At 71.5% G+C, this 23445-nt stretch carries 14 protein-coding genes; 10 read left to right on the forward strand and 4 right to left on the reverse strand.

The genetic code is table 11. The features are described 5' to 3' along the window. The first annotated feature begins 3 nt into the window (after positions 1-3). Both QHF89_RS17260 and QHF89_RS17265 read left to right on the forward strand, forming a co-directional pair. Positions 4-1332, forward strand: a complete 1329-nt coding sequence (locus tag QHF89_RS17260; protein WP_136969317.1) for a dihydrolipoamide acetyltransferase family protein — start codon at positions 4-6, stop codon at positions 1330-1332. After that, positions 1329-2603 carry a serine hydroxymethyltransferase gene (locus QHF89_RS17265; protein WP_136969316.1) on the forward strand — a complete coding sequence of 425 codons (1275 nt, stop codon included), beginning with the start codon at positions 1329-1331 and terminating at the stop codon, positions 2601-2603. Before QHF89_RS17260 ends, QHF89_RS17265 begins: the two co-directional genes overlap by 4 nt. A gap of 97 nt (positions 2604-2700) precedes the next feature. Here QHF89_RS17265 and QHF89_RS17270 read toward each other — a convergent pair whose 3' ends face one another. After that, positions 2701-3534 (reverse strand): hypothetical protein, encoded by an 834-nt coding sequence (locus QHF89_RS17270; protein ID WP_136969315.1) that lies wholly within the window; start codon positions 3532-3534, stop codon positions 2701-2703. A gap of 205 nt (positions 3535-3739) precedes the next feature. On the opposite strand from QHF89_RS17270, the gene QHF89_RS17275 reads away from it, so the two are divergent. Both QHF89_RS17275 and QHF89_RS17280 read left to right on the forward strand, forming a co-directional pair. Then, positions 3740-4033: a hypothetical protein gene (locus tag QHF89_RS17275; protein ID WP_136929856.1), complete on the forward strand. Its 294-nt coding sequence runs from the start codon at positions 3740-3742 to the stop codon at positions 4031-4033. A 123-nt stretch (positions 4034-4156) separates the two neighbouring features. Next, positions 4157-4774 (forward strand): hypothetical protein, encoded by a 618-nt coding sequence (locus QHF89_RS17280; RefSeq protein ID WP_284720603.1) that lies wholly within the window; start codon positions 4157-4159, stop codon positions 4772-4774. Between the two features lie 175 nt (positions 4775-4949). On the opposite strand, the gene QHF89_RS17285 is transcribed toward QHF89_RS17280, so the two are convergent. Together QHF89_RS17285 and QHF89_RS17290 are read right to left on the reverse strand one after the other, a co-directional pair. After that, positions 4950-5288 carry an HU family DNA-binding protein gene (locus QHF89_RS17285; RefSeq protein ID WP_136929855.1) on the reverse strand — a complete coding sequence of 113 codons (339 nt, stop codon included), beginning with the start codon at positions 5286-5288 and terminating at the stop codon, positions 4950-4952. A 322-nt stretch (positions 5289-5610) separates the two neighbouring features. Then, positions 5611-16644, reverse strand: coding sequence for a tetratricopeptide repeat protein (locus QHF89_RS17290; protein ID WP_136969313.1), 11034 nt, complete (start codon positions 16642-16644; stop codon positions 5611-5613). Between the two features lie 197 nt (positions 16645-16841). Between QHF89_RS17290 and QHF89_RS17295 the strand changes: the two genes are divergently transcribed. Further along, positions 16842-17774 carry an alpha/beta hydrolase gene (locus tag QHF89_RS17295; protein ID WP_136969312.1) on the forward strand — a complete coding sequence of 311 codons (933 nt, stop codon included), beginning with the start codon at positions 16842-16844 and terminating at the stop codon, positions 17772-17774. Between the two features lie 12 nt (positions 17775-17786). Here the strand turns inward: QHF89_RS17295 and QHF89_RS17300 are convergent, their stop codons facing one another. Next, positions 17787-18386, reverse strand: coding sequence for a YqgE/AlgH family protein (locus tag QHF89_RS17300; RefSeq protein WP_136929852.1), 600 nt, complete (start codon positions 18384-18386; stop codon positions 17787-17789). A gap of 102 nt (positions 18387-18488) precedes the next feature. Here QHF89_RS17300 and QHF89_RS17305 point away from each other — a divergent pair, with 102 nt between their 5' ends. The 5 genes from QHF89_RS17305 to QHF89_RS17325 all read left to right on the forward strand — a co-directional run bounded on the left by QHF89_RS17305 (position 18489) and on the right by QHF89_RS17325 (position 23432). Beyond that, complete coding sequence (locus tag QHF89_RS17305) at positions 18489-19211, forward strand: RibD family protein (RefSeq protein ID WP_284720604.1); 723 nt, start codon at positions 18489-18491, stop codon at positions 19209-19211. Continuing rightward, entirely contained in the window at positions 19208-20203 is a 996-nt protein-coding gene (locus QHF89_RS17310; RefSeq protein ID WP_136969311.1) for a zinc-binding dehydrogenase, read from the forward strand. The genes QHF89_RS17305 and QHF89_RS17310 overlap by 4 nt, the downstream gene beginning before the upstream one ends. Before the next feature lie 29 nt (positions 20204-20232). After that, on the forward strand, positions 20233-20652 hold the full coding sequence (locus QHF89_RS17315; RefSeq protein ID WP_136929850.1) for a 6-pyruvoyl trahydropterin synthase family protein: 420 nt from the start codon (positions 20233-20235) through the stop codon (positions 20650-20652). Then, positions 20645-21724, forward strand: coding sequence for a glycosyltransferase family 4 protein (locus tag QHF89_RS17320; protein ID WP_136969310.1), 1080 nt, complete (start codon positions 20645-20647; stop codon positions 21722-21724). Before QHF89_RS17315 ends, QHF89_RS17320 begins: the two co-directional genes overlap by 8 nt. A gap of 100 nt (positions 21725-21824) precedes the next feature. Next, positions 21825-23432 carry a hybrid sensor histidine kinase/response regulator gene (locus QHF89_RS17325; protein ID WP_284720605.1) on the forward strand — a complete coding sequence of 536 codons (1608 nt, stop codon included), beginning with the start codon at positions 21825-21827 and terminating at the stop codon, positions 23430-23432. Positions 23433-23445: the final 13 nt, after the last annotated feature.

The raw sequence follows: 23445 nt of genomic DNA on the forward strand, positions 1-23445 counted from the left end.
TCCATGATCGACGTAGTCATGCCCCAGCTCGGTGAAAGCGTGGCCGAGGGGACGGTGACCAAGTGGCTCGTGCGTGAAGGCGACTTCGTGGCGCGGGAGCAGCCGCTCCTGGAAGTCGCGACGGACAAGGCCGACACCGAGGTCCCCGCTCCTTCCACGGGGCGGGTCGAGAGCATCGTGGCGGCCGTAGGGGCGGTGGTCCCGAAGGGTGGGCTGCTCTGCCGCCTCGATGAGACGGCGACGGCCGGCGCAGACGTGGTGCGCCCCGCCATCCCCCCCGCGCCCGCCGAGCCGCAGGCGCCCAAAGAGACGAAGGCCGAGTCCACGGCGCAGCCGCTCGGCTCGCCCTCGACGCGCAAGCTCGCGCGGGAAGAAGGCGTCGACCTGAGCCAGGTGCAAGGCACGGGCGAGCACGGGCGCATCACGCACGACGACGTGCGCCGCGTGGCCCACGCCGCGCCCGCGCCCGCCGCGTTCGCCGTGCCTCCGCCGCCCGCCGCGTACGTGCCCGCCCAGCCGATCACGGCCGCCCCGGAGCTCGCGCAGCTCGTGCAGTCGGGTGGTGGGTTCGTCCCGCCGATCCCGGGCGTCGGGTATGGCGCGTACAAGGTGCCGCCGTACACGCCGCGCCCGGGTGACGAGGTCATCCCGTTCTCGCGCCGCCGTCGCATCACGGCCGACCACATGGCGTACTCGAAGATCACGTCGCCGCACGTGGTCACGGTGGCCGAGGTCGATCTGCAGGCGACCACGAAGCTGCGCGACCAGCACAAGGATCGCTTCAAGAAGGAGGGCGTGCCGCTCACGTTCCTCGCCTTCATCTGCGCGGCGACGGTCCGCGCGCTGCGCGAGCACCCGCACCTCAACGCGCGCGTGCTCGACAACTCCTTCGTCGTGCTCAAGGAGATCAACCTGGGCGTCGCGGTCGAGACGCCTGGTGGTCTCCTCGTGCCGAGCATCAAGCACGCCGATCAACTCTCGCTCCGCGGCGTCGCGGCGCAGATCGACGAGCTCGCGACGCGCGCGCGGGCGGGCAAGACCACCGCGGACGACCTCGCTGGCACGACGTTCACGGTCTCGAACCCCGGCCTCAAGGGCAACCTCTTCGGCGGCGCGATCATCTCGCAGCCGAACGTGGGCATCCTGCGCATGGGCGAGATCAAGAAGCGGCCCGTGGTGGTGACGCGCGACGGCGAGGACGTCATCGCCATCCACCCGGTGATGTATATGGCGCTCTCGTACGATCACCGGATCGTCGACGGCGTGCTGGCAAACTCGTTCCTCTGGCGCGTCGCAGATCTGCTGAGCCGCGGGGAGTTCGAAGTCGGATGACCGCCGCGACGACGAAGCCCGAGGGCCACCGCCCGCTCTCCGAGGTCGATCCGGAGATCGCCGAACTCATCCGCCGCGAGGAGCGCGCGGAGGCCGACACGATCCGGCTCATCGCGAGCGAGAACTACGTCTCGCGCGCGGTCCTCGAAGCGACGGGGTCGGTCCTGACGAACAAGTACTCGGAGGGCTACCCGCAGAAGCGGTACTACGAGGGCCAGCAGCAGATCGATCAGGTCGAGGAGCTGGCCCGGAACCGCATGAAGCAGGTCTTCGGGGCCGATCACGTCAACGTGCAGCCCTACTCGGGTAGCCCCGCGAACCTCGCCGTGTACCTCGCGTTCGTGAAGCCCGGCGAGACGATCATGGGCCTCGGCCTGCCCGCGGGTGGGCACCTGACGCACGGCTGGAACGTCAGCATCACGGGCAAGTTCTTCAACAGCGTGCCCTACGGCGTGCGCGCGGACGATCACCGCATCGATATGGACCAGGTGCGCGAGCTCGCCCGGACGCACCGGCCGAAGCTCATCTGGTGCGGCACGACGGCCTACCCGCGCACGCTCGACTTCCCCGCATTCCGCGCCATCGCGGACGAGGTGGGCGCGATCCTCGCGGCCGACATCGCGCACATCGCGGGCCTCGTCGCCGGCGGGGCGCATCCGTCGCCGATCGGGATCGCGGACGTCGTGACGATGACGACGCACAAGACGTTCCGCGGCCCGCGCGGCGCGGCCATCCTCTGCAAGACCGAGCACGCCTCAGCGATCGATCGCGCGGTGTTCCCGGGCCTGCAGGGCGGCCCGCACAACCACACGACGGCCGCAATCGCGGTCGCCGCGCGCGAGGCAATGGAGCCGTCGTTCAAGCAGTACGCGGCGCGCGTGGTGGAGAACGCGCGTGTCCTCGGCGTGGCGCTCGAAGCGAAGGGCTTCCGGCTGATCACCGGCGGCACGGACAACCACCTCCTGCTCGTCGACATGACGCCGAAGAACATCGGCGGAAAGCCGTACGCGAAGGCGCTCGATCGCGCGGGGCTCGTGGGCAACTACAATTCGATCCCCAACGATCCGCGCAAGCCCATGGATCCTTCGGGGCTCCGCATCGGCACGCCGTCGATCTCGTCGCGCGGCATGGGCCCGAAGGAGATGGAGCTCATCGCCGGGTGGATGGCCGAGGTCGCCGACCATCCGCAGGACGAGGCGCGTATCACCCGGATCGCCGGCGAGGTGAAGGAGCTCTGCCAGAGCTTCCCCGCGCCCGGCATCGTCTCCTGACGAAACGCCACACAAAAAGCCGCGGGGGCACGGCTCGCTTCGTCGAGCTGCGCCCCCGTCGTCTTTGGGTTCGCCTCATTCCGAGGCGAACATCACGTCACTTCGAGTAGAGCTGCGCCGCGATGACGCCCGATCCACGCGTCGCCTTGATGACGTACTTGGCCTGCCCCGCCATCGGCCACGGCCACTTGTAGCAATTGCCGCCGCCGCCGAGCGAGGCCTGCTGGCCGCTGCCGCTGTCCTGCGCGAGGACCGGGTTCATGCCGGGCACGGGCGTCGTCGCGACGAGCGAGATGTCGACCTCGCTCGGCCCCGCGCCGACGGCGAGCACCGTGTAGCACTTGCCCGGCTGCAGGTTGACCGGCTCCTCGAGGATGCTGCCCTCGGAGAAGTTGCCCGCGGCCACAGCGCCGTCGCGCTGCATGCCCGGGGCCGACTGCTGGGCGAACGCCGTGAGCGGCAGCGTGGCCGCGCCCGCGAGGTTCGGGTCGATGCGCTGCGCCTGCGCCCCGCCGCTCGTCTGCGTCGTGGTGCCGCCCGTCGTCGTCGTGCCGCCCGGGGCGGGGAAGCCGGGGATCGTGGGGAACTGGAAGCCGCCCGGCTGCGCCGTGGTGCCCTGCGGCGCCGGCTGCTGCGGGGCCGGCTGCTGCTGCGGGTACGGCTGCTGCTGCGGATAGGGCTGCTGCTGCGGGTACGGCTGCTGCTGCGGGTACTGCCCCTGCGGGTACTGCCCCTGCGGGTACTGCCCTTGCGGGTATTGCCCCTGCGGATACTGCCCCTGCGGGTACTGCCCCTGCGGGTACTGCTGGTAGGGGTTTTGCTGCTGGTTGGCGGCCGTCTGGGCCGGCTGAGTGTCGTCGGACTTCTCGCAGCCGGTCGCAAGCGCGAGCGCGACGAGCAGCGCGGACGAGATGACGATGGATCGAATCAAGGCGACCTCCTCGGGAGTCGGGCGAATCTGGGTCCTACCCTATCAATCAACGCGGGGAACCCGTGAAACTTACGTGTGCCTTCCCGACGGATTGGACGGGCGTCAAGCAACACCGGATCGTCGAAAGCCGTTTTTCGTCCCCACGCGCCCTCACGAGCCGCGCGCCGCGCCCTGCACACCTCGCCATGGTGAGGTAAACTACTTCATGGATCAGAGGAGCGGGGGACCGAAGGGGGCGGACACTCCGCCCGGGACGTTCGCGCGCTGGTTCCTGGACGAAGAGCTGAAGCCAGGCGCGGGGATGGGGATCGCGGCGGAGCGCGCCGAGTACCACCTGTGCCGGGCCATCGCGAACCTCGAACGCGGCATGCTGCGCGAGGCGCTCGACGATGCGAACACGGCCGCGCACCTCGACGAGTCGCTCCGGGCCCGCGCGCTCATCGTGGCCCGCATCTGCATCCAGCGAGAGATGGAGGAGCTCGGCGTGCCCATCCGATGACGCAGCCGGTCGCGCTTCGAACGGCCTCATCGCGATGTGGCCCCGGTTAGGGTTCGGGTGTATGAGCGCGACTCTGTCTCGCGCGGCGCGCATGCGCGCCCCTCGAGCTTCGAGGAGGGTCCGATGACGCGTTCGATGGTGTGCATGGGGGCCGCTGCGGCGGCCGTGTCGATGATGGTGATGGTGATGTCGGCGGGCTGCGGGAGCGAGCCCGAGACGCCGCCGCAGCCGGGTCCGGACGCCGGCTTCATGCCGCCGCCGCCCCCGCCGCCGCCCCCGCCGCCCCCGCCCCCGCCGACGGTGGCCGCGTGTGACTCGGTGCAGTCGCTGGCGCTGACGACGATGCTGCAGGGGCGCGAGAAGGTGGAGGCGCCCGGCATGAAGGCCGAAGGTGGGCAGCTCTGCATGGTGGTGCCCGAGGGGCAGACGGCCTCGACGCCGACGATGATGCTGGAGCCGGGCTTTTGCTACACGGTGATCGGGCAGGGCGCGGGCGGCGTGACGGAGCTCAACCTGGCGCTGACGCTCGACATGGCGACGGCGCTGCCGCCGCAGCTCGGCGCCCTCGCCGCGAACCCGACGCTCGCGGTGGACCAGGAGGCGGGTTCGTCAGCGTCGATCGGCCAGAAGACGAGCTGCTACGCGTGGCCGTGGCCGGTGCCCGCGATGGTGAAGGTCAACGCGACGGCGAAGACGGGCGCGGGCCCCGTGGCCATCCAGATCTACAAGAAGAAGAAGTGACGCCTCCCGCGGCGGCGCGGCTCTCCGCGAGCGGAGGGCTGCGCCGCGCTGCGGCAGATCGTTGGAGCCCCAAGCGCCTCGTCTTTTTGCTTTGGGACCACAAAAAACGAACGGCCCACGCGAACTCGCGGGGCCGTTCGTCGCGCGCTGCTGCCGCGACGGGAGCAGCGGTTTATCAGACGAGGGCGTCTTTGATCGCCTTGATCGGGCGCGCACGCACCGACTTGCTGGCGGGCTTCGCCGGGAAGGTCATCGGCTGCTTGGTGAAGGGGTTGATCCCCTGGCGGGCCTTCGTCGCCGGCCGCTTCACCACCCGGAACTTCGCAAAGCCCGGCAGCGTGAAGACGCCCGACTTCTTCAGCTCACGGTGCCCGACCGTGACCAGAGACTCGAGCACACTCTTGACCTGCTTGCGGGAGATCTCGTCCCCAGCAGCCTCCGTGATCGCCTGGATCAGAGCGCTCTTGCTCAACGACTTCTTCGCCCCGCCCCCAGCACTCTTCTTGGTCGCCATTGCAAATTCCTCCGAGCTCCGCGTCGCGCGCGGCCCCTCGCCGCGCGCTCAGCTCGGGTGAACCATACACGGCGTGCGTCGCGAAAAAAGCGAAATCTTCGGGGGAAATCGCGATTTCGATGCGGAGAGTCGCTCTACCAGGCGTCGAACGGGCCGGAACTGGGGCGAGCCGTCGAGGCGAAGGCCTCAAAACCGCACGAAAACAGCCTGAAAACAGGCATCGGCCAGGGTTCGGCGCGGCGACGGATGTGAAGGAGGAGGAGGGCGCGCGCCGCAGGGGGTCCGCGGCGCGCTGTTTCAGAAGGGCGGAAAAGAAGCTGGATCAGTCGCTCGCGAGCTCGTCCGCGAGGTCGCGCGCGACGTCGAGGTTCGCGTCTTCGGCGAGCGCCTTCTCGACGAGGAGACGCGCCTTGCCGCGATCCCCTTGCGCAACCGCGAGCCTTCCGAGGTGGAAATACGCGAGCGCGCGGCCTCGCGACGTCGTGCCCTCGGCCGAGCCCGGCGCCGTGATCTTCATCATCGTGACCGCACGAAGCGCGCGCGAAGCGACGTCGTGCTCGCCACGATCGACCGCGAGCTGACCAAGCTCGAGCGCAATGTCGGCGCTGCCTGCATCGTTCTCGAAGGCCTTCGAGAGCTGCTCGAACGCGACGTCGTCATTGCCCGACGCGCGCTCGACGTGCGCGAGCGCGCGGTGCGCAGCCGCGAGCGTCCTCGACCGACGTCCCTCGTACGCGGCGACGGCGTTCGCCGCGAGCGGGCGCGCCTCGTCGACGCGACCCGCCCCGACATACGCGTCGGCGAGCACGATGACGGGCTCCCACGCATCCGGCTGCCGGCGGCGCGCATCCTCGACGAGTTCGACCGCAGCGCTCGCGCCCTCGGGCGTCGCGAGGAGCAGGCGCGCGGCGTGGAGCAGAAGCTCGACCGCGGCCGCCCCCTCGACGTTCGCCGCCGCCGAGGCGATCGAGGCCGCCGCGAGCTGGTGATCCCCCATCTCGCTTTGAGCCCCAACAAGTTCGGCGACGAGCGCGCGATCCAGCGGGTCGATGTCGAGCGCGCGCTTCAGGACCTCGATGGCGCCCGGGAGATCCTGCTCCTTGTCGCGGAGGATCGCGGCGGCCTTGCGGAGGCAACCGACGCGCTCTTCCTTGGCGGTCCGGCCTTCCGCCTCGATCTGGTAGACGTCCGCGATCTTGCGGAAGTCTTCCCGGGACTCGAAGCGCTCCTTCAGCTTGACGCCGAGGACCACGCTCGTCGGGAACGCGCGGTACCCCGCTTCGAGGGCACGATCCACGCCGTCCTCGTCACCCTGCTCGGCGCGGATCGCGGCGAGCCGCTGCGCCGTCGCCTCCGCGGCCTCGCCCTTCTCGGCGCCGAGGAGCTTTTCGAGCGCGTCTGCGAGCTCCGAGGGGTCCTCGGCCTTCTCGCTGATGCGTACGATGGCGCGCAGCGCGTCGAGATTCGTCGCGTCCCAGTCGAGAATGCCGTGGTAGGCGTCGCGGGCGCGAGCGGACTCGCCCTGCTGCTCGAGGAGCACGCCGAGCCGCATGGAGAGCGATGCGACGCCGGCCGTGTCCTCGCGATCCTTGGCGAGGTCGATACGGCGCTCGAGGAGCGAGGCGAGATCCTCGAAGCGGCCTGCGGCCTCCAGCAAGCTGGAGAGCAACGTGGCCGCCTCCTGGTTCGCGGGATCGTCGTCGAGCAGCTCCGTGAGGGTCGAGATCGCCTCGTCGGCGCCGCCGTCACGCTTCTGCGCGAGGCGCGCGCGTTCGAGGCGCATGCGCGAGCGGTCCTCGACCGTCTCGAGCAGCGGGACGACCTGCTCGATGACGCGCCCGAGGGCCTCGTCCTCGCCGAGGCTCCGATAGAGATCGGCGAGCGGCCCCCAAAGATCACGATCGGCAGGCTCACGCTCGAAGAGCTCGGCATAAAGCCGCGCCGCGCCGGCGAGATCGTTGAGTTTGTCACGGGCAATCGACGCCGCCGCGAGCAGGTGGCCCCGCTCGTCGCCGGGCGCCGCCACGCGACCCGCGCGCTCTTCGAGCGCACGCGCCTCGGCCCAGTCCTCGGCCGCGGCGCGCACCTTGGCGAGCGCGACGAGGGCCCAGAGGTCGTCTGACGTATCGGCCACGCCCTCCTCGCGGGCGAGCGCCCGCCGCAGGACGGACTCGACGAGCGCCGAGTCCCCGAGCCCCTCGGCGACGGAGACGGCCTCGCGGTAGAGGTCGGCCCCGCGCTCGGGCGCGAGCAGGACGAGCGCGTCGACGAGCGCACGCGGGCGATCATGCTGGCGCGCGAAACGCTCGAAGAGCGGGGCGATCTGCGCCGCGTTCTCTTCGCGCTGGAGGCCGAGCCGGAAGATGGCCTCGGCGCGATCGGGCGACGCGTCAAGCGAAAGAGCACGCTCGAGCGCGGGCACGCCACGCGCCGCACCCCCGGGCTCGCGCAACGCGAGCTCGGCGAGGCGGTAGAGGCCATCCGCGAGCTCGGCCGGCGGCGCGCTCTCGCTCGCAGCGGCGATCCGCTTTTCGAGCAGGGCGATTTGCCCCTCGCGATCCCCGCGCTGCTCGCAGGAGGCTTCGAGCGCGCGCCAGACCTCGTGGATCCGGCGATCACCCGGCCGCTCCAGCAAGAGCGCCTCGGCGCGCCGGAACGCCTCGTCCGCCTGGGCCGCGTCGCCTCCCTCCCCGGAGAGCGCACGACCGAGGTGGAGGAGGAGGTCGACGAGCGGAGGATCCACCGTCGTCGCCGCGACGAGTTTACGCAGAGCGTCGAGGTACTTCTCGACCGCGCCGAGGCGACGAGCGAGCCCGAGCGCCGAGCGGTGCGCGTCCCCGGAGGTCGGCCGCACGGCGAGCGCGCGGAGCCAGAGCGAGAGCGCATCCTCGGCGCGGCCGAGGTGCTGTTCGTAGAGCGCAGCGAGCTCGGCGAGCACGGGCGCGAGGGCCGCCGCGTCGCCGCCCGCGCCATCGAGCCGGAGCTCGAGCGCGCGCGCGAGGAGCGCGTGGTTCTGGCGGCCGCGGAGGGCTCGGACGAGGCGATCGGCCTCGTCGGGGCTCTCCCGCGAAGCCTCGAACGCGGACTCCACGTGCTCGGCGGAGCGATCGGGATCGCCTTGACGATCGGCGATCTCCGCGAGCGCGATGAGCACCTCGGTGCGGGTGACGGCCGGCGAGCCCTGCTCGTCGCGCAGGCGCCGCACCATCATGAGCAGCGAGCGGTACGTGCGCTGCGCCCGATCGAACTGGCCCTCGTCGAACGACAGGCGCGCGAGCGCGAGCAGGATCTCCGGGTGCGTCGGATCGATCTTGAGCGCGACGTCGAGCTCGGCCAGCGCGGCCTTGCGATCGCCCGACGAGAGGAAGACCCGCGCCAGGTAGTAATGCACGATCGCGCGGTCCTTCGGCCGGCGGCTGCCGTACGCGTCGATGATCTGGCGAAGGATGTTCGAGGCCTCGTCCGAGCGGCCGGCGGCGCTCAGCGCGTCGCAGAGCGAGAGCTTGATCGCGCGATCGTCGGGCGTGAGCTGCGACGCCTGCTCGAGCAGCGGGACGGCCGCCTCGGGCTTGTTCCGCTTCGAGAAGTGCAGGTCGGCGGCCTCGCGGAGGAGCGCCGTGCGCTTCGCGGCGTTCTCCGTGTGCGCGGCCTCGATGGCGATGAGCTCGGCGAGCGGGCCCCACGCCTCGGCCTCGCGGTAGAGGACGGAGAGGCGCGCCCGGAGCGGCGCCGGGTCGGCCACGCGGCCCTGCGCCTCTTCGAGCCTCTGCTGCGCCAGCGCGGGCTCACCCGAGGCGATGTAGGCCTCGGCGAGGCGCAGGACGGGGTGCGGCGAGGCGTCGGCCGGCGCGTCCGCGCAGATGGTCTCGAGGACCTCCGCGGCGGCCGCATGATCGCCGCGCGCCGTGAAGAGGCGCGCGAGCGCGTCGAGCGAGGCCATGTCGCGGTAGCGCGCGGCGCGGCGGTAATCGCTGATCGCGCGCGGGAGATCTCCGACGCGCGTCTCGGCGATGATCGCGGCCCTCCGCCAGAGCTCGGCGGCCGCGGTCGTGTCGCGATCGGCCTCGCGCCGCGCAGCCTGATCCTCCCAGAGCGACGCGAGCGCGCCGTGATCGCCACGCTCGCCGAAGAGCTCGGCGAGTTTGTCGACGGAGGGCGCGTGCGAGGGGCTCTCCTCGAGGTTCTTGCGGAGCGATCCGATCGCGCGATCCACGTCGCCCGACTCGACGAGCAGGAACGCGAGGTCGAGGCGCAGATCGACGCGCCCGAGGACCTCATCGGCCACGGAGATCTGGCGCTCGCGCAGGGTGAGCAGCTCCGCGCGACGGCCCTCCTTGCGATAAAGCTCTTCGAGGCGCGAGCCGACGAGCTCGTCGGTCGGATCCTCGCCGAAGAGCTCTTCGTAGATCGCGATCGCCGGCTGCGCGTCGGAGATCTCGGCGGCCGCGAGGCGGAGCGCGCGGCGGCGCGAGGCCTCGAAGGGCAGCTTCGCGCCGTCGAGGCAAAGCGCGACGACACGCACGAGATCGCCCTCTTCGCGGCAGATGCGCACGAGGACGTCGAGCGCCCACGCGGCGAAGGTGGCGGCCTCGCTGAGCGGGTCCGAACCCTCGCCGATCCAGCGCGCCTCGGCCTTCTGGAGCATGGCCTCGGCGATGCTCTTGGCGAGGCTCGGATCGCCCACGTGGTCGCTGGCGACGGTGACCGCCTCGCGGTGGAGCGGGAGCGCGTCCGCGGAGACCTCGCTGAGGCGCAACAGCGCATCAACGAGGGGCTTGCCGGGCGCGTGGCGGCGCAGCTCGACGAGCGCCGCGAGCATCTCGGCGTTCGTCGGGTCGTACGTCAGCGCGCGCTCGATGGCGATCTCGGCGGAGCGCTCGTCCCCGCGGCGATCGCGGTGCCAGAGCGCGACGCTCCACCAGAGGGCACGCGCGACGTCGGGCGGGACGTCGCCCTGCGCCTCGATCGCCGGGAATGCCTCGGCGATGTCGGCCCAGCGATCCGCGATCGCGGCGAGCCGCAGGACCTCGGCCGAGAGCTCGGGTGTCTTCACCGCGGCAAACGCGCGCCAGACGGCGTCGAACGCCGCGGCGGGGTCGTTGCGACGGTGCTCGTGCAGCGACGCGGTCTCCGCGAGGATCGCCGTACGCTCAGCCGCAGACGTCGCGGCGGCGAGGCGCGGCTCGAGCAGGTCGATGGTGCGTTGCCAGTCGCCCGAGGCCGCGTAGGCCGCCGTGAGGACACGGACGGCGGCGGCGAGGATGGGCCGGCGCGCCTCGTCGTCGAGGTCGATGAGCGAGAGCAACGATTCGAGGCCAGAGAGCGCGAGGCCCCCCGGATCGGCGCAACGAATCGCGGCCTCGTAGCTCACGACGGCCTCGGCCCACTGCGCGGTGCGATCACGCTGCACGTCGCCGAGGCGGCGGTAGAGCTCCGCCGCGCGGGCCACATTGGCCCCGGCCTCGTCGGCCTGCGCGGCGCTCGTGCCGAGCAGCGCCACGAGATCGGGCCAGCGCGCCGCCTTTTCGAGGAGCCGGGCGAGCGCGTCGCAGCTCTCGTCGTCGGCGCCGAAGCGGGCGCGCACGCCTTCCCACACGGTGATCGCGCGGGCGACGTCGCGAAGCTCGTGATCGCAGATCGCCGCGACGCGCACGAGATCCTGACGCGCGGCGTCGCCTTCCGTGAGCTCGGCGCGGCGCTCGAGGACCTCCGCGAGCTCGCCGAAGCGGCTCTCGGCTTCGAGATCGAGGGCCAAGCCGCCGAGCGCGTCGAGGTCGCGCGGCTCGTCCGCGAGGCGAGCACGATACGCCGCGATGGCGCGCGGTTTGTCGCCGAGCTCGCTCGACGCGATGCGCGCGACCTCGAGCAGCGTTGCGCGCCGGGCATCCGGATCCTTTTCGAGGCGCGCGAGCCGTTCGAGGACCTCGCAGCGCTCCGCCGAGCGGCCCTCCTCCGCGAGGAGGCGCTCGAGATCACGCGCGGGGCCGACGACGAGGTCGGGGTGCCCGGGTTCGAGCGAGAGGATCGTCCGACCGAGATCGATCGCGCGACCCCGATCGCCGAGCTTCTCGACGTAGATCGCCGACGCGCGAGAGAGCAGCTCGATCTTGAGCGCGCCGCCGGCGCCCTCCGAGACCCCGACGAGGACCTCCGCGAGCCGATCGAAACGATCGACCCGCGCGGCGAGGCGCTCGAGCTCGGCGCGGTGGCTCGGCTCGGCGGGCTCCAGCGCGACGAGCGCGGCGAGGCTCTCCAGCGCGCCCGCCGGGTCGTCGAGGACGTCGGCGCGCAGCGAGACGATCTCGCGCAGGAGCGCGCCGCGCGCAGCAGGATCGACCGCGGCTTCGAGGCGAACGGAGAGCACACGCGCGAGGTCCTCGTGGCGCTCCTCGCTGCGGTAGCGCCGTTCGAGGACGACGGCCGCGCGCTGGCGGGCCGTGTTCTCGGCCTCTGCGCTCGGGCGGATGGAGAGCGGCTCGGCCGAGCCGGTGGCGGCGAGGACACGCTCCAGCAAGTCGAGCGCCTCGGCGCGCGACGGCTCGACCGTGAGCATCTCCTCGACGACCCGGAAGGCGGCGTCGGGCTCGACGACGCCTTCGAGCCAGAGCGTGGCGATCCGCGCGCGGAGCTTCTGCGCCGCCTCGACGTCGAGCGAGGCGAGCTCGTGCGAGAGCAGATCGATGAGCGGGCGATGACGGCCGAGGCGCTCGTAGAGGCGCTCGAGCGAGGTGCGGATCTTCTTGTCGCGCGGCTTGAGCGGCAGGAGCTGCTCCAGGTACCGCACGGCGCGATCCGGATCGCCGGCGAGATCCTTCGCCGACTCGGCCGCGTCCTCCAGGAGCTCGACGCGCGCGAACTTGTCGTCGGTGCGCTCGATGGCCTGGTCGTAGAGCGAGAAGAGATCGGCCCAGCGCTCGTTCTGGTTGTAGGCGAGCTTCAAGCGCTCGAAGGCCCACAACGCGTCGGGGGCGACGTCGACGACCCGACGCAGGAGCTTCATGACGGCGTCCTGATCGTCGAAGAAGAACTCCTCGTGGTAGTCGACCGAGCGCCGCCCGAGGTCGTCGAGCGTGTCGGGATCGAGCTCGCGCACGGAGTCGGATTCGAGCTTCTTGCGGTAGGCCTCGGCGACGAGATCGGGCCGATCGGCATCACGGCCGAGCTGCTCGGCGCGATCCCACAACGCCGCGTCGTAGGGCAGCTCCTCGACCGCGCGCACGGCGAGGTCGAGCGCGAGCTCCGGCGCGGCGCCGGGCCTGTCGAGCAGCCGCGTGAACCAGCCCGCGCGGAGATCCACGAGGTCACTCGCGTCCGCGGGCGTCGCGATCAGCAGCTTGAGGATCCGCGCGGCGATCGACTCGTCGTCCGTCGTGTCGCAAGCGCGCTCCAGCATCTCGGCCGCGCGCCGGCGGGACTCCGGCCGCGCGAGCGCACGCTCGAGGAGCACGAGCGCGCCCTCGTTGCCCGGCTCGGCTTCGAGCACCGGCTCCACCGCGGCGAGCGCCTCGTCGACACGGCCGAGCCGATCGAGGAGGAGCGTCGCGAGCTCGAGCTCGAGCGCCGTCCGCTCCGCGCCCTCGCGCAGATCCCGGCGCGCCGCGATCATGGCCGCCGCGCCCTCGACGTCGCCGACGTCCAGGAGGAGCCGGCCGCGCGCCGCGAGCGCCGCGTCGTTCTGCGGATCCTGCTCCAGCACGCGGGCGTAGAGATCCGCAGCCGCGCGCGGATCTTTGAAGACGTTCTCCTCGGCCGCCGCCCACGCGAGCAGCGCCTCGATGCGACGATCGCCCTCGGCGCGTTGCAGGCGGAAGCCGAGCACCCAGCGTCGATCCTCCAGCCGCGCCTGCGACGGCGGGCTCTGATCGAGAAACGCTTCGAACGCCTCGACCGCGGTCCAGGGCTCCGACGCGCCCTGGATCATGCTCCGGTAGGCCGCCGCGGCGTCCTCCTGGCGATCGGGGTCGGCCGCAAGCACACGCGCGCGCGCCGCCTGGAGCGCCTCGCGCGGACCGACGTCGAGCGCGCCCTCGTCCGCGAGGAGCGCGTCCGCTGCGCCCACGAAGCGCGTGGTCGCCTTCGCGCGGATGGCCGCATCCTCGAATGCGAGCAGTTTGTCCGCGCGCTCGGACGCGTCGGCCGCGGTGCGGAAGAGGACCTCGTAGACCGCGGGCAGCTTCTCCCACGCCTCGGAGTGACGGTAGAGATCGACGAGCCGCTCGGCGGCGTCGCGATCGTCGGCCGAGAGCGCGAGCACGCGCTCGAAGAGGCGCTCGGCGAGCGCGCCGTCCCCGCCGCCGTCGGCGAGGTCGCCGGCGCGCCGGTAGTCTTCGATCGCGGCCGCCGTGTCGCCGAACGCCTCGGCCTTCAGCGCGGCGAGGTGTTCGAGCCATCGCGCCTCGGAGAGCGGGCCCTCCGCCGTCGAGATGCGCCGTTCGAGCAGCACACGATAGAGATCGTTATCGCCCGCCTTCCGCGCGAGGTCCGCGATCCGATCGAGCGTCTCGTCCGAGAGCGTCGTGCCCTCGTCGAGCAGGCTCCGGTAGTGCTGCCGCGCGCGATCGATCCAACCGCGCGAGGCGGACAGGTTCGCCATGCGCAGCGTGATCGCCGCGCGCTCCTCCGCGTCGGCCGCGCGCTCCACGCCGCCAATCAGCGCCGCGTAGAGGCCCTCCGCGTCCGAGCCTTCCTCCAGCACGTCGAGCAGCGCTTCGTACGCGCCCCGATCCCCCGCGTCCTCCTCCAGCGCGCGACGGTAGGTCGCTGCCGCCGCTGCGAGGTCGCGCAAACCGCGACGCTCGATCGTGCCGATAGAGTGGAAGATCTGGCGACGCCGCTCCGGATCCGTCGTCGCGGCCAGCGCGCCCTTGTACAGCGCGAGCCGCTCCTGCGCGTTGCCGTGCTTCTGCAGCAGGCTGTCGATCCGCGTGATGAGGTCGGGCGAGGACGGCTCGAAGGCGAGCGCGTTCCGGAGCACGGACAACGCGCCGACGAAGTCACCGTAAACCGCGAGCGCCTCGCCCGTGGCCTTGGCGAGCTCCGCGATCGCCGGGTGATCGACGTTCCGGTTGCCGAGCGCCTGGATCAGGATGCCCGCGCGGCGCGCGGCGTCGCCACCCGCGAGGCGCTCCACGGTCGACAGCCACTCTGGCACGTCGTCGGCCATGTCGTTCGTCGCGATGCGCAGGCCGAGGCCCGCGAACAGCAGCGCGCGCTTCCCGTCCGCGAGATCCGTTTCCGCGATCTGCGTGGCTTCGCGCAGCGCGGCGAGCCGATCGGAGGCGTCCTTCGCGACGTCCCCGCGCACTTCGAGGATCTTGAGCAAGCCCGGAGAGGCCCCCTCCTCGCGGTAGATCGGTTCGAGGACGTCGGCCGCGCCGAGCCGGTGCTCGCCGCCGCCGAGCATGCGCTCCACGGCCTGCCGGCACGCCTTGTCGGAACGATCGAGGTCGAGCGCCTGGCGGTACGCGTCGAGCGCGCCCGCGCCGTCGCCGAGACGACTGAGCCGCACCTGCGCGAGCTTCGCGAGGATGGCGATGCGCTCCTCCGAAGGCGCGAGGCCCGCTTCCGCGTCGAGCGTCTGCGCGAGCTCCTCCCAGCGCTGCTCGCGTTCGAGCAAGGGCAGGATGCGCGCGTGGATCTCGCGCGTCGGGCCGTACGTCTGGAGGAACCTGCGCCAGCCGTCGAGCACCGCGCCGAGATCGTTCGAACGCGCAGCACGGAGATCGGCCGCGCGGAACGCGAGGTCCCGCGCCGCTTCCCTGTCGGTCTCCAGGGCCGCGCGACGTTCGAGGACATCGGCGAGCGAAACCTCGTCGCCTGCGGCCTCGTAGAGGCGTTCGAGCGCGGGGAGCGCGTCGCTCTCCAGCGACGTGCCGACGAGCTTCCGGTAGGCAGCGATCGCGCCCGGCGCATCCCCGAGCGTCTCCTCACGCAGCCGCGCGAGCCGCTCGGCCGCGCCGGCGCGCGCGTCGGGCTCCGGCTCGATGTCGCTCAGCCGATCGAGCGCCGCGGCGAGCGCGCTCCAGTCGGAGGCTTGCTCGCACAGCTCCGCGAGGGCCCGCGCCGCGCGCACGCCCGCGTCCTCCGCGAGCCCCGCGTCCACGGCGCTCTGGAACGACGCGCGCGCCCGCTTCGGATCTCCCGTCTCCAGGAAGAGCTCGCCGAGGTCCGAGGCGATCTTCGCGCGTACGAGCGGGTCCTTCGCGCCGGCCGAGGCGCGCGTCAGCACGCGCGTCACGTCGAGCCGACGATCGAGCGCCGCGCCGATGGAGCGGTACCGCGCGCGCACCTCGTCGTCGTTGGGATCGACCGTGAGGATGCCCTCGTAGAGCGTGAACGCAGCGCCGAGATCACCGAGGTGCTGGTATTGCAGCGCAGCGAGCCGCTTCTGCGCTTCGAGCCGGCGCGGACCGCGCACGCTGTCGATCTGGATCGTCAGCATGCGCGCAGCGTCCTCGTACTGCTCGCGCGACATGTACACGTTCTCGATGGCGGCGGCGGCGCGCGCGGCGAGCGTCTTGTGCGTGAGGAGCTGCTCGCAGGTGCTCCACGCGAGCTCGCTGTCGGGGTTCTTCTTGAGCACCTCCTCCGCGTGCGGCAGCGCCTTCTCGATCTCGTGCAGGCTGACCGAGTAGAGCTCGATGGCCTGCTCGCGCAGCGCGAGCAGATCTTCGTCGGCGGGCGGCGGGTCGGCGGAGATGGCTTGCTCGTAGAGCTTCGCCACGTCAGCGAAGCGGCCCGCGGCGATGAACCGCTCGGCCATCGCGTTGCGGCTGTCGGCGTCGGTCGGGTCGAGCCGGAGGATCTGCTGGTGGAGCTTGAACGCCTTGTCCTCCTCGCCTTGCAGCGCGGCGAGGATCTGCACGGCGGCGCGGAGGAACGCGAGCTGCTCCTGTTTGTCCGGCCGGTGCGCCGCCATCTGCGTGTAGAGATCGGCGAGCTTCGTCCAGTCCTCGCGGTCACGCAGGATGCCTTCGAGCCGCTGGAACGCGTCGACGTTGCCCGGCGACAGTTGCATGACGCGCTCGAGGTGCGGCTGCGCCGTCGCTCCGTCACCGGCGTAGTCCACGAGGAACGCCGAGGCGCTCAGCAAGAGCTCGATCTGCGCGGCCGGTTGAAGCAGGCGAATCTTCCGGTCGCGGCAGATGGCGTCGTAGGCAGCGGCGAGCTCGGCGATGCGGTTGTCCCGATGCGCAGCCTGATGGAGCATGTCCCATAGCTCTCCGGGGCTCGCGCCCTTCGCGAGGGCCTGCGCGAGCAAATCCAGGAGCGCGGGTTCGTTCTCGATCGTCTGTTCCAGGGCCGAGGCAACGGTGTCCAGCTGCGGTACGGCGCGACCGGTCTTCGATTCCTGCATGTCCCTTCCCGAGCCGCCGGGGAAAATCGGCGCGGCCGAGAACGTATCAAGGATCGTTCGGACGGATCGCATTGATCTGAATCAGCCGCCGGCAAAATCACGAAATGCGGCTGGAACCCCGGGGGACCCCGTCGGCCACCTCGCCCTCGCCCCGGGGGGTGGCCCCGCGCAGGGGGCGTGGGTTACGCTGCGTCACTGTGCGGACGACACGTCGTGGCTTCCTGATCGGCGCCTCCGTGGCGGCATGGACGTTCGGCACGACGCGACGCGCCGAAGCCGGAGGGACGACCGATCTCGGCGCCCCGGATCTCGACGTGCGCGACCTCGATCTTCCCGGCGATCGCGCGCTCGGCCGGCGCATGACCCTTTCGATCCCGCGCGGCCTCGATCCCACGAAGGCCCCGGCGCCGCTCCTCGTTCTCCTGCATGGCCTCGGCGAGACCGGCGACGAGCGCATGGGCGCCTACGCCTGGCTCGAACGGTACGGCCTCGCGACCGCGTTCGCGCGCCTTGGCCGGCCTCCCGTCGTGCGCACGTCGAAACGGCTGGACTTCACCGACGAACATCTCCGCGCGGTCAACGAGGAGCTCGCGCGCACGCCTTTCCGCGGCTTCGTGATCGCCTGTCCCTACACGCCGAACGTCAACAAGACGGCGAACCCCAAGGCCGCGCTCGATGGCTACACGCGCTGGATCGCCGAGGTCGTCGTCCCGCGCGCGCGCCGCGAGGCGCACGTGGCGACCGACGTCGCGCGCACCGCCCTCGATGGATGCTCGCTCGGAGGTTACGTCGCGCTCGAGGTCTTCTCACGCCGCCCCGAGACGTTCGGCGCGATCGGCGTCGTGCAGACGGCGATCGGCGCGCACCGGGCCGCGGGCTACGCCGATCGCCTCGCCGCGATCGTCACCGCTCACGGCGCGCGCGGCGTGCACGTCGAGACGAGCACCACGGATCCATTCCGCGCAGCCAACGAAGCGCTCTCCGCCGAACTCACCAAGCGCAACGTCCCGCACGACGCCGTCGTCTTGCCGGGTCCACACGACCAACCCTGGCTCCGCGAGGTCGGCACGCTGGAGATGCTCCGCTGGCACGACCGCCGCTTCCGCAGTCTGTCTGTCCGGAACCCCTGAGCGCGGCCTACGTTACGCCTCGCCCACGGTCCGCATCGACATCATCACGGCGGGCGTGAGCCCGTGCAGCGCGTAGGCGCGCTCCCACCGATCGTCCACGTCGACGTCGAAGAGCACGCCTTCGTCGAGCGGCGTCGGCAGCCACGCGCCCGTCCCGATCTCCTTTTCGAGCTGCCCGGGGCCCCAACCGCTGTAGCCGAGCATCACCATCCGCCGCTTCGGATCCGGCGCGCCCGCCTGCGCCACGCGCTCCTGCACGAGCTCGTCGAACGCCGCGCGGCGCGACGTGATCCGGATCCGACCGTCCACGGCGAGCACGCCCTCCTGCTCCGCGTCAAGGCTCGGATCCACGCAGAGGATCCAGCCCATCGTCGGCGCCACCGGGCCGCCGAGGAAGACCGGCCCCTCGTCCTTCGACTCGGGACCCTTGTACCCCGCGAGCTTCAGCACCTCGCCGAGCGACATCGGGGCCACGCGGTTCACCACGAAGCCGAGCGCGCCGTCCTCGTTGTGCACCGCGAGCAGCACGACCGTCCGATCGAAGTTCGGATCTCCGAGCGGAGGCGAGGCGATCAAGAACCCGGGCGCGAGCGAGCGGTGGGCTTTGTTCATCCGTTCCCATCTTAATCGAATTCGTCGCCGCGGGCGTCCTCGCTCCATGCTTCTTCCGCGTGCCTCGCCCCGCGCGACGCTCGACGCTACGCTCGCCTCACCATGCGCGACTGCACGGAAGGAATGCCGCCTCGCTCGCGGCCCTGGGTCACCGTGCATTTCGCGCAATCCCTCGACGGCCGCATCGCCACCTCCACCGGTGATTCGCGCTGGATCAGCGGCCAGGAGACCACGCGCTTCGCCCACGCCCTCCGCGCCGCCGCGGACGCGGTCCTCGTCGGATCCGGCACCGCGCTCGCCGACGATCCGCTCCTCACCGTGCGACACGTGCCGGGAAAACAACCCCTGCGTGTCGTGCTCGACACCCGCGGCCGCGTGCCTCCCGCAGCGCAGCTCTTCCGCGACGCGACCACACGCACGTTGCACGTCACGCGGCAGGCCTCGCGCTCGACGCTGCCGTCCCACGTCGAGTGCTGCGCGCTCCCCGTCGCGACGAACGGGGAAGGCATCCACCTCGACGCGCTGCTCGACGCGCTCGCGGAGCGCGGCACGCGCGAGCTCCTCGTCGAAGGCGGCCGCGGCGTGATCACCTCCTTCCTCCGGGAAGGGCTCGTCGATCGACTCGTCGTCACCGTCGCGCCTCTCGTCATCGGCGCGGGCATCGAGGCCGTCGGTGATCTCGGCACCCGCAAGCTCGATCAAGCCCTGCGCCTGGAGCTCCGCCGCGTGGTTCACGTCGGCGGCGACGTGCTCCTCGAGCTCGCCCGCGAAGGCGCGCCGCCCTTGCCGCTCTCCCTCCCCCACGCTGCCTCGGTGGCCGAGTGACCCGGGCCCGCGCGATCTGGTTCGAACGCCCCGGCGTCGCAGCCCTCCGCGACGAACCCCTCTCCGATCCTGGCCCGCACGAAGCCCTCGTCCGCACGCTCGCGTGTGGCGTCAGCGCCGGGACCGAGCGCCTCGTTCTCATGGGCCGCGTACCGCCCGACATCCGCGCCGTGATGGCCCTGCCCGCGCAGCGCGGCTCGTTTGATCTCCCGACGAGCTACGGCTACGCGGCCGTCGGCGTCGTCGAGGCGATCGGCGTGCACACCTCGCCCGATCTGCTCGGCCGTACGGTCTTCGCGCTCCACCCGCACCACGATCGTTTCATCTCCAACGAACACGCGCTCCGCCCCTTGTCCGAGGGCACCCCCGCGCCCCGCGCCACGCTCGCGGCGAACCTCGAAACCGCACTGAATGCCGTGTGGGACGCGGAAATCGCGCTCGGCGAGCGCGTCGTCGTCGTGGGCCTCGGCGTTGTGGGGCAGCTCGTCGCGCGCCTCGCCACGCGCGCGGGTGGCCACGTCGCTTGCATCGACCCGGACGAACGCCGCGCCGCGCTCGCCCGCGACCTCGGATGCGCCGCAGCGCTCCCCTCGATCGACGCCGCGCTCGTCGCCGAAGCCGACGTCCTGATCGAAGCCTCCGGCTCCCCCGAAGCCCTCGCCGCGCTCGTCGCTTCCGCCGGCTCCGAAGCGCGCATCCTCGTCGTCTCCTGGTACGGCGAGCGTGGCGTCGCCTTGCCCCTCGGCGGCCGGTTCCACCCGAACCGCGTCACGATCCGTTCGAGCCAGGTCGGCGCGATCCCGCCCGCGCGCCGCGCTCGCTTCACCTTCGATCGACGCTTCTCCGTCGTGAACGAACTGCTCCGCGACGACCACCTCGATCGCCTCGTCGGTCCGCTCGTTCCCTTCACCGATGCGCCCCGCCTGTACGCGTCGCTCGCTGCCGGCGAGGCGTGGAATCCGCCGCATCGTGTGCTCGATCCGTCACGTTGATCCGTGGCTCCTGCGGTATCTTGGAGCGCATGTACACGGTCGGCGTTCGCGATCACATCATGGTGGCTCACCGCCTCGACGGTGACTTCTTCGGGCCCGCGCAACGCATGCATGGCGCGACGTACGTGGTCAGCATCGAGGTCGAGCAAGAAGAGCTCGACGAGCATTGCGTCGTCTGCGACATCGGCATGCTCCGCGCCAAACTGCGCGGCGTCCTCGAGCAACTCGACTACCGCAACCTCGACGATCACCCGGGTTTTTCGCCGGGCAGGTCCACGACCGAGGTGATCGCGCGGTACATCCACCGCGAGCTCGGGCACGTGCTGCCGCTCCGCGCGGGCACGATGCTCACCGTCGTGCTCGACGAGTCCCCGAACGCGTGGGCCAAGTACCGCGGGCCGATCCGCCCGGCGTCGACCATGCCCGGCGTGGAGCCCGGGGTTGCTTGATGGCGCGCGCGTTGCGTTCGTCGTCGATGGGCCGCTCGATCAACCCACGGGCGGCTACCTCTACGATCGCATCGTCGCCTCGGGCCTGAGGACACGCGGCTGCCACGTCGACGTCGTGAACCTCGACGTGCGTGGGCCGCTCGCCCCGCTGCGCGAAAACGCTCGCCTCCTCGGCCTCCTCGCGCCGCGCGTGTCCTCTCCCCGCGTGCACGACGTCGTCATCATCGACGAGCTCTGTCACCCCCGCGCGGCGTTCGCGGCCGCGCTGCGCGCTCGATCGCCAGCATCCCCGCGCCTCGTCACCTTGCTCCATCACCTCGCCGCAAGCGAACGAGCGGGCGCCTCCGCAAACCTCCGCCTCGCCCTCGAACGTGTCCTCCTCACCGCCTCGGATCACGTCGTGGTCACGAGCGAGACCACTGCACGTGTGGCCACCACCGCGGGCGTCCCGCGGCATCGCATCAGCGTCGTGCCTCCCGGCCGCGATCGACTCGGCGCGCGCGCCACGCCCCCCGCGCGCGCACGCGGCGCCCCCGTGCGCCTTCTTTTCCTCGGCGCCCTCACGCCCCGCAAAGATCCGCTCGCCTTGCTCGAAGCGTTCGCCGCCGTCGCCGCGCGCGCCGTGCTCACGCTCGCCGGGCCTGCCGATCGCGACGCGTGGTACGCCGCGCGCGTGCTCGCCGCGGCCTCCCGCTTCGGGAGCCGCGTGCGCGTGACGGGCGCGCTCCCGGACGAAGCGCTCGCCCGGGAGCTCGGCGCGCATGACGTCCTCGTCCTCCCGAGCCGCTACGAGGGGTACGGCATCGCGCTCGCCGAGGCGGTTTCGCACGGCCTCGCCATCGTGTCGTGTCGCGCGGGCGCCATTCCCGAGGTCGTCCGCCACGGCGAAGAGGCCCTCCTCGTTTCGCCCGGCGATCCGCGCGCGCTCGAAGACGCGCTCGTCCGTGTCGTGAACGACGAGCAGCGTCTCGACGCCATGCAACACGCCGCCCTGCGACGCGCCGGGACGCTGCCTACGTGGGCCGACACCCAGGATGCCTTTTGCCGTGCCGTATTCCCGGCAGCGCGTTGACCCCCGCGCCGCGCGCGCTTTTTGCCGCCTTCACGAAACCCCGAACCACGTCCGCCTTCCGTTCTAGAATGGTTCGAGATTCGTACGGATGGGCCACGCCATGCACGACGAGCACGTCGCACAGACCTCCCGCTTCGAAGGTGCCGTGGAGGAGGCTCTCGCGGGGGTGCGGGGCCTCTTTCGCCTCATCGTGGAGAAGACGAGTGAGCTCGTCGTCGTGCACCGCGGCGGCAAGATCCTCTACGCCAACCCCACGCTCCTCACGTGCCTCGGCCATGAGAGCGCCGAGTCGCTCTACGGCCGACCCCTCGGCGAGATCCTCCACGCCGAGGACGTCACGCGCGAGAACCGCCGCGTGCGCGTCATGCTCGCGACGGGCGAGGCCGCGCCGCTCTACACCTACCGCCTCGTGCGCCGCGACGGCGGCGTCATCACCGTCGAAGTCGCCTCCGCGCCCGCGCCCTTCGAGGGCGGCATCGCGATCATCAGCCTCTGCCGCGACATCACGACGCGCATCGAGACCGAGGCGCGCGTCTACCAGGCGAACCTCATGAACTCCATGGGCACGCTCGCCGCCGGCGTCGCCCACGAGATCAACAACCCCCTCGCCTACGTCACGCTCAACATCGCGCTCGTCACGAAGAAGCTCGAAGATCTCGCGAGCGCCTCCGGCGCGCGGGGCGACACCGAAACCCAAGCGCTCGCGCGCGAGCTGCTCGGCTTCTGCGGCGAGGCCCTCGACGGCACCGGGCGTGTCGCGCAGATCGTGCGCGACTTCCGCGTCTTCTCCAGCGCCAACCAGGAAGAGCGCCGCCCCATCGACGTGCGCCGCGTGCTCGACGCCTCCATCAAGGTCGCCGACAACGAGATCCGCCATCGCGCCCGCCTCGTCCGCAGCTACGGCGACGTCCCGCTCGTCCACGCGAACGAGGCTCGCCTCGGGCAGGTCTTCTTGAACCTGCTCGTCAACGCCCTCCAGGCCCTCCCGCAAGGCTCGGCGCAGACGAACGAGATCCGCGTCGTCACGGCCACGCACAAGGTCTCGGGCAGCGCGCTCGTCGAGATCCGCGACAACGGCCCCGGCATCCCGACCGAGATCATGAACCGCGTCTTCGAGCCCTTCTTCACGACCAAGCCCGTCGGCGTCGGCAGCGGCCTCGGCCTCTCGATCTGCCGCAGCATCGTGAGCGCGCACGGCGGCCGCATCGAGATCGAGAGCGAGGTCGGCAAAGGCACCGTCGTCCGCGTCACGCTCCTGCCTGCCGAGAACGTCGATCTCGGTGGCGAACCTCGCTCCGAGATCCCGAAACGCGCGCCCGTCCCGCGCCTCACGGTCCTCGTCGTCGACGACGAGCCCGCGCTCCTCTCGGCCATCGTGCGCCAGCTCGAGCGCAGCCACGACGTCGACGGACGGACGAGCTGGAAAGGCGCGCTCGAAGCGCTCGCGGACAAACCCTACGACGCCGTGCTCTGCGACGTGATGATGCCCGGGGTTTCCGGCTTCGACATCCACCGCGCGCTCTGCGAGCGGATGCCCGAGTCGAACGAGCGCATCGTGTACATGACGGGCGGCGCTTTCACCCAGGATGCCCGCAGTTTCCTGGCTCAGGCCCCGAACCGGTGCCTGGAAAAACCCTTCTCGCCGGCCGACCTCGAAGAGATCCTCCGCGCGATCGCCCCGCGCGCGCGCGCGTCGTCCTCGGTTTGAGCTAACCTCCGCC

The sequence above is a fragment of the Polyangium sorediatum genome (assembly GCF_029946465.1).
Taxonomy (GTDB): domain Bacteria; phylum Myxococcota_A; class Polyangia; order Polyangiales; family Polyangiaceae; genus Polyangium; species Polyangium fumosum.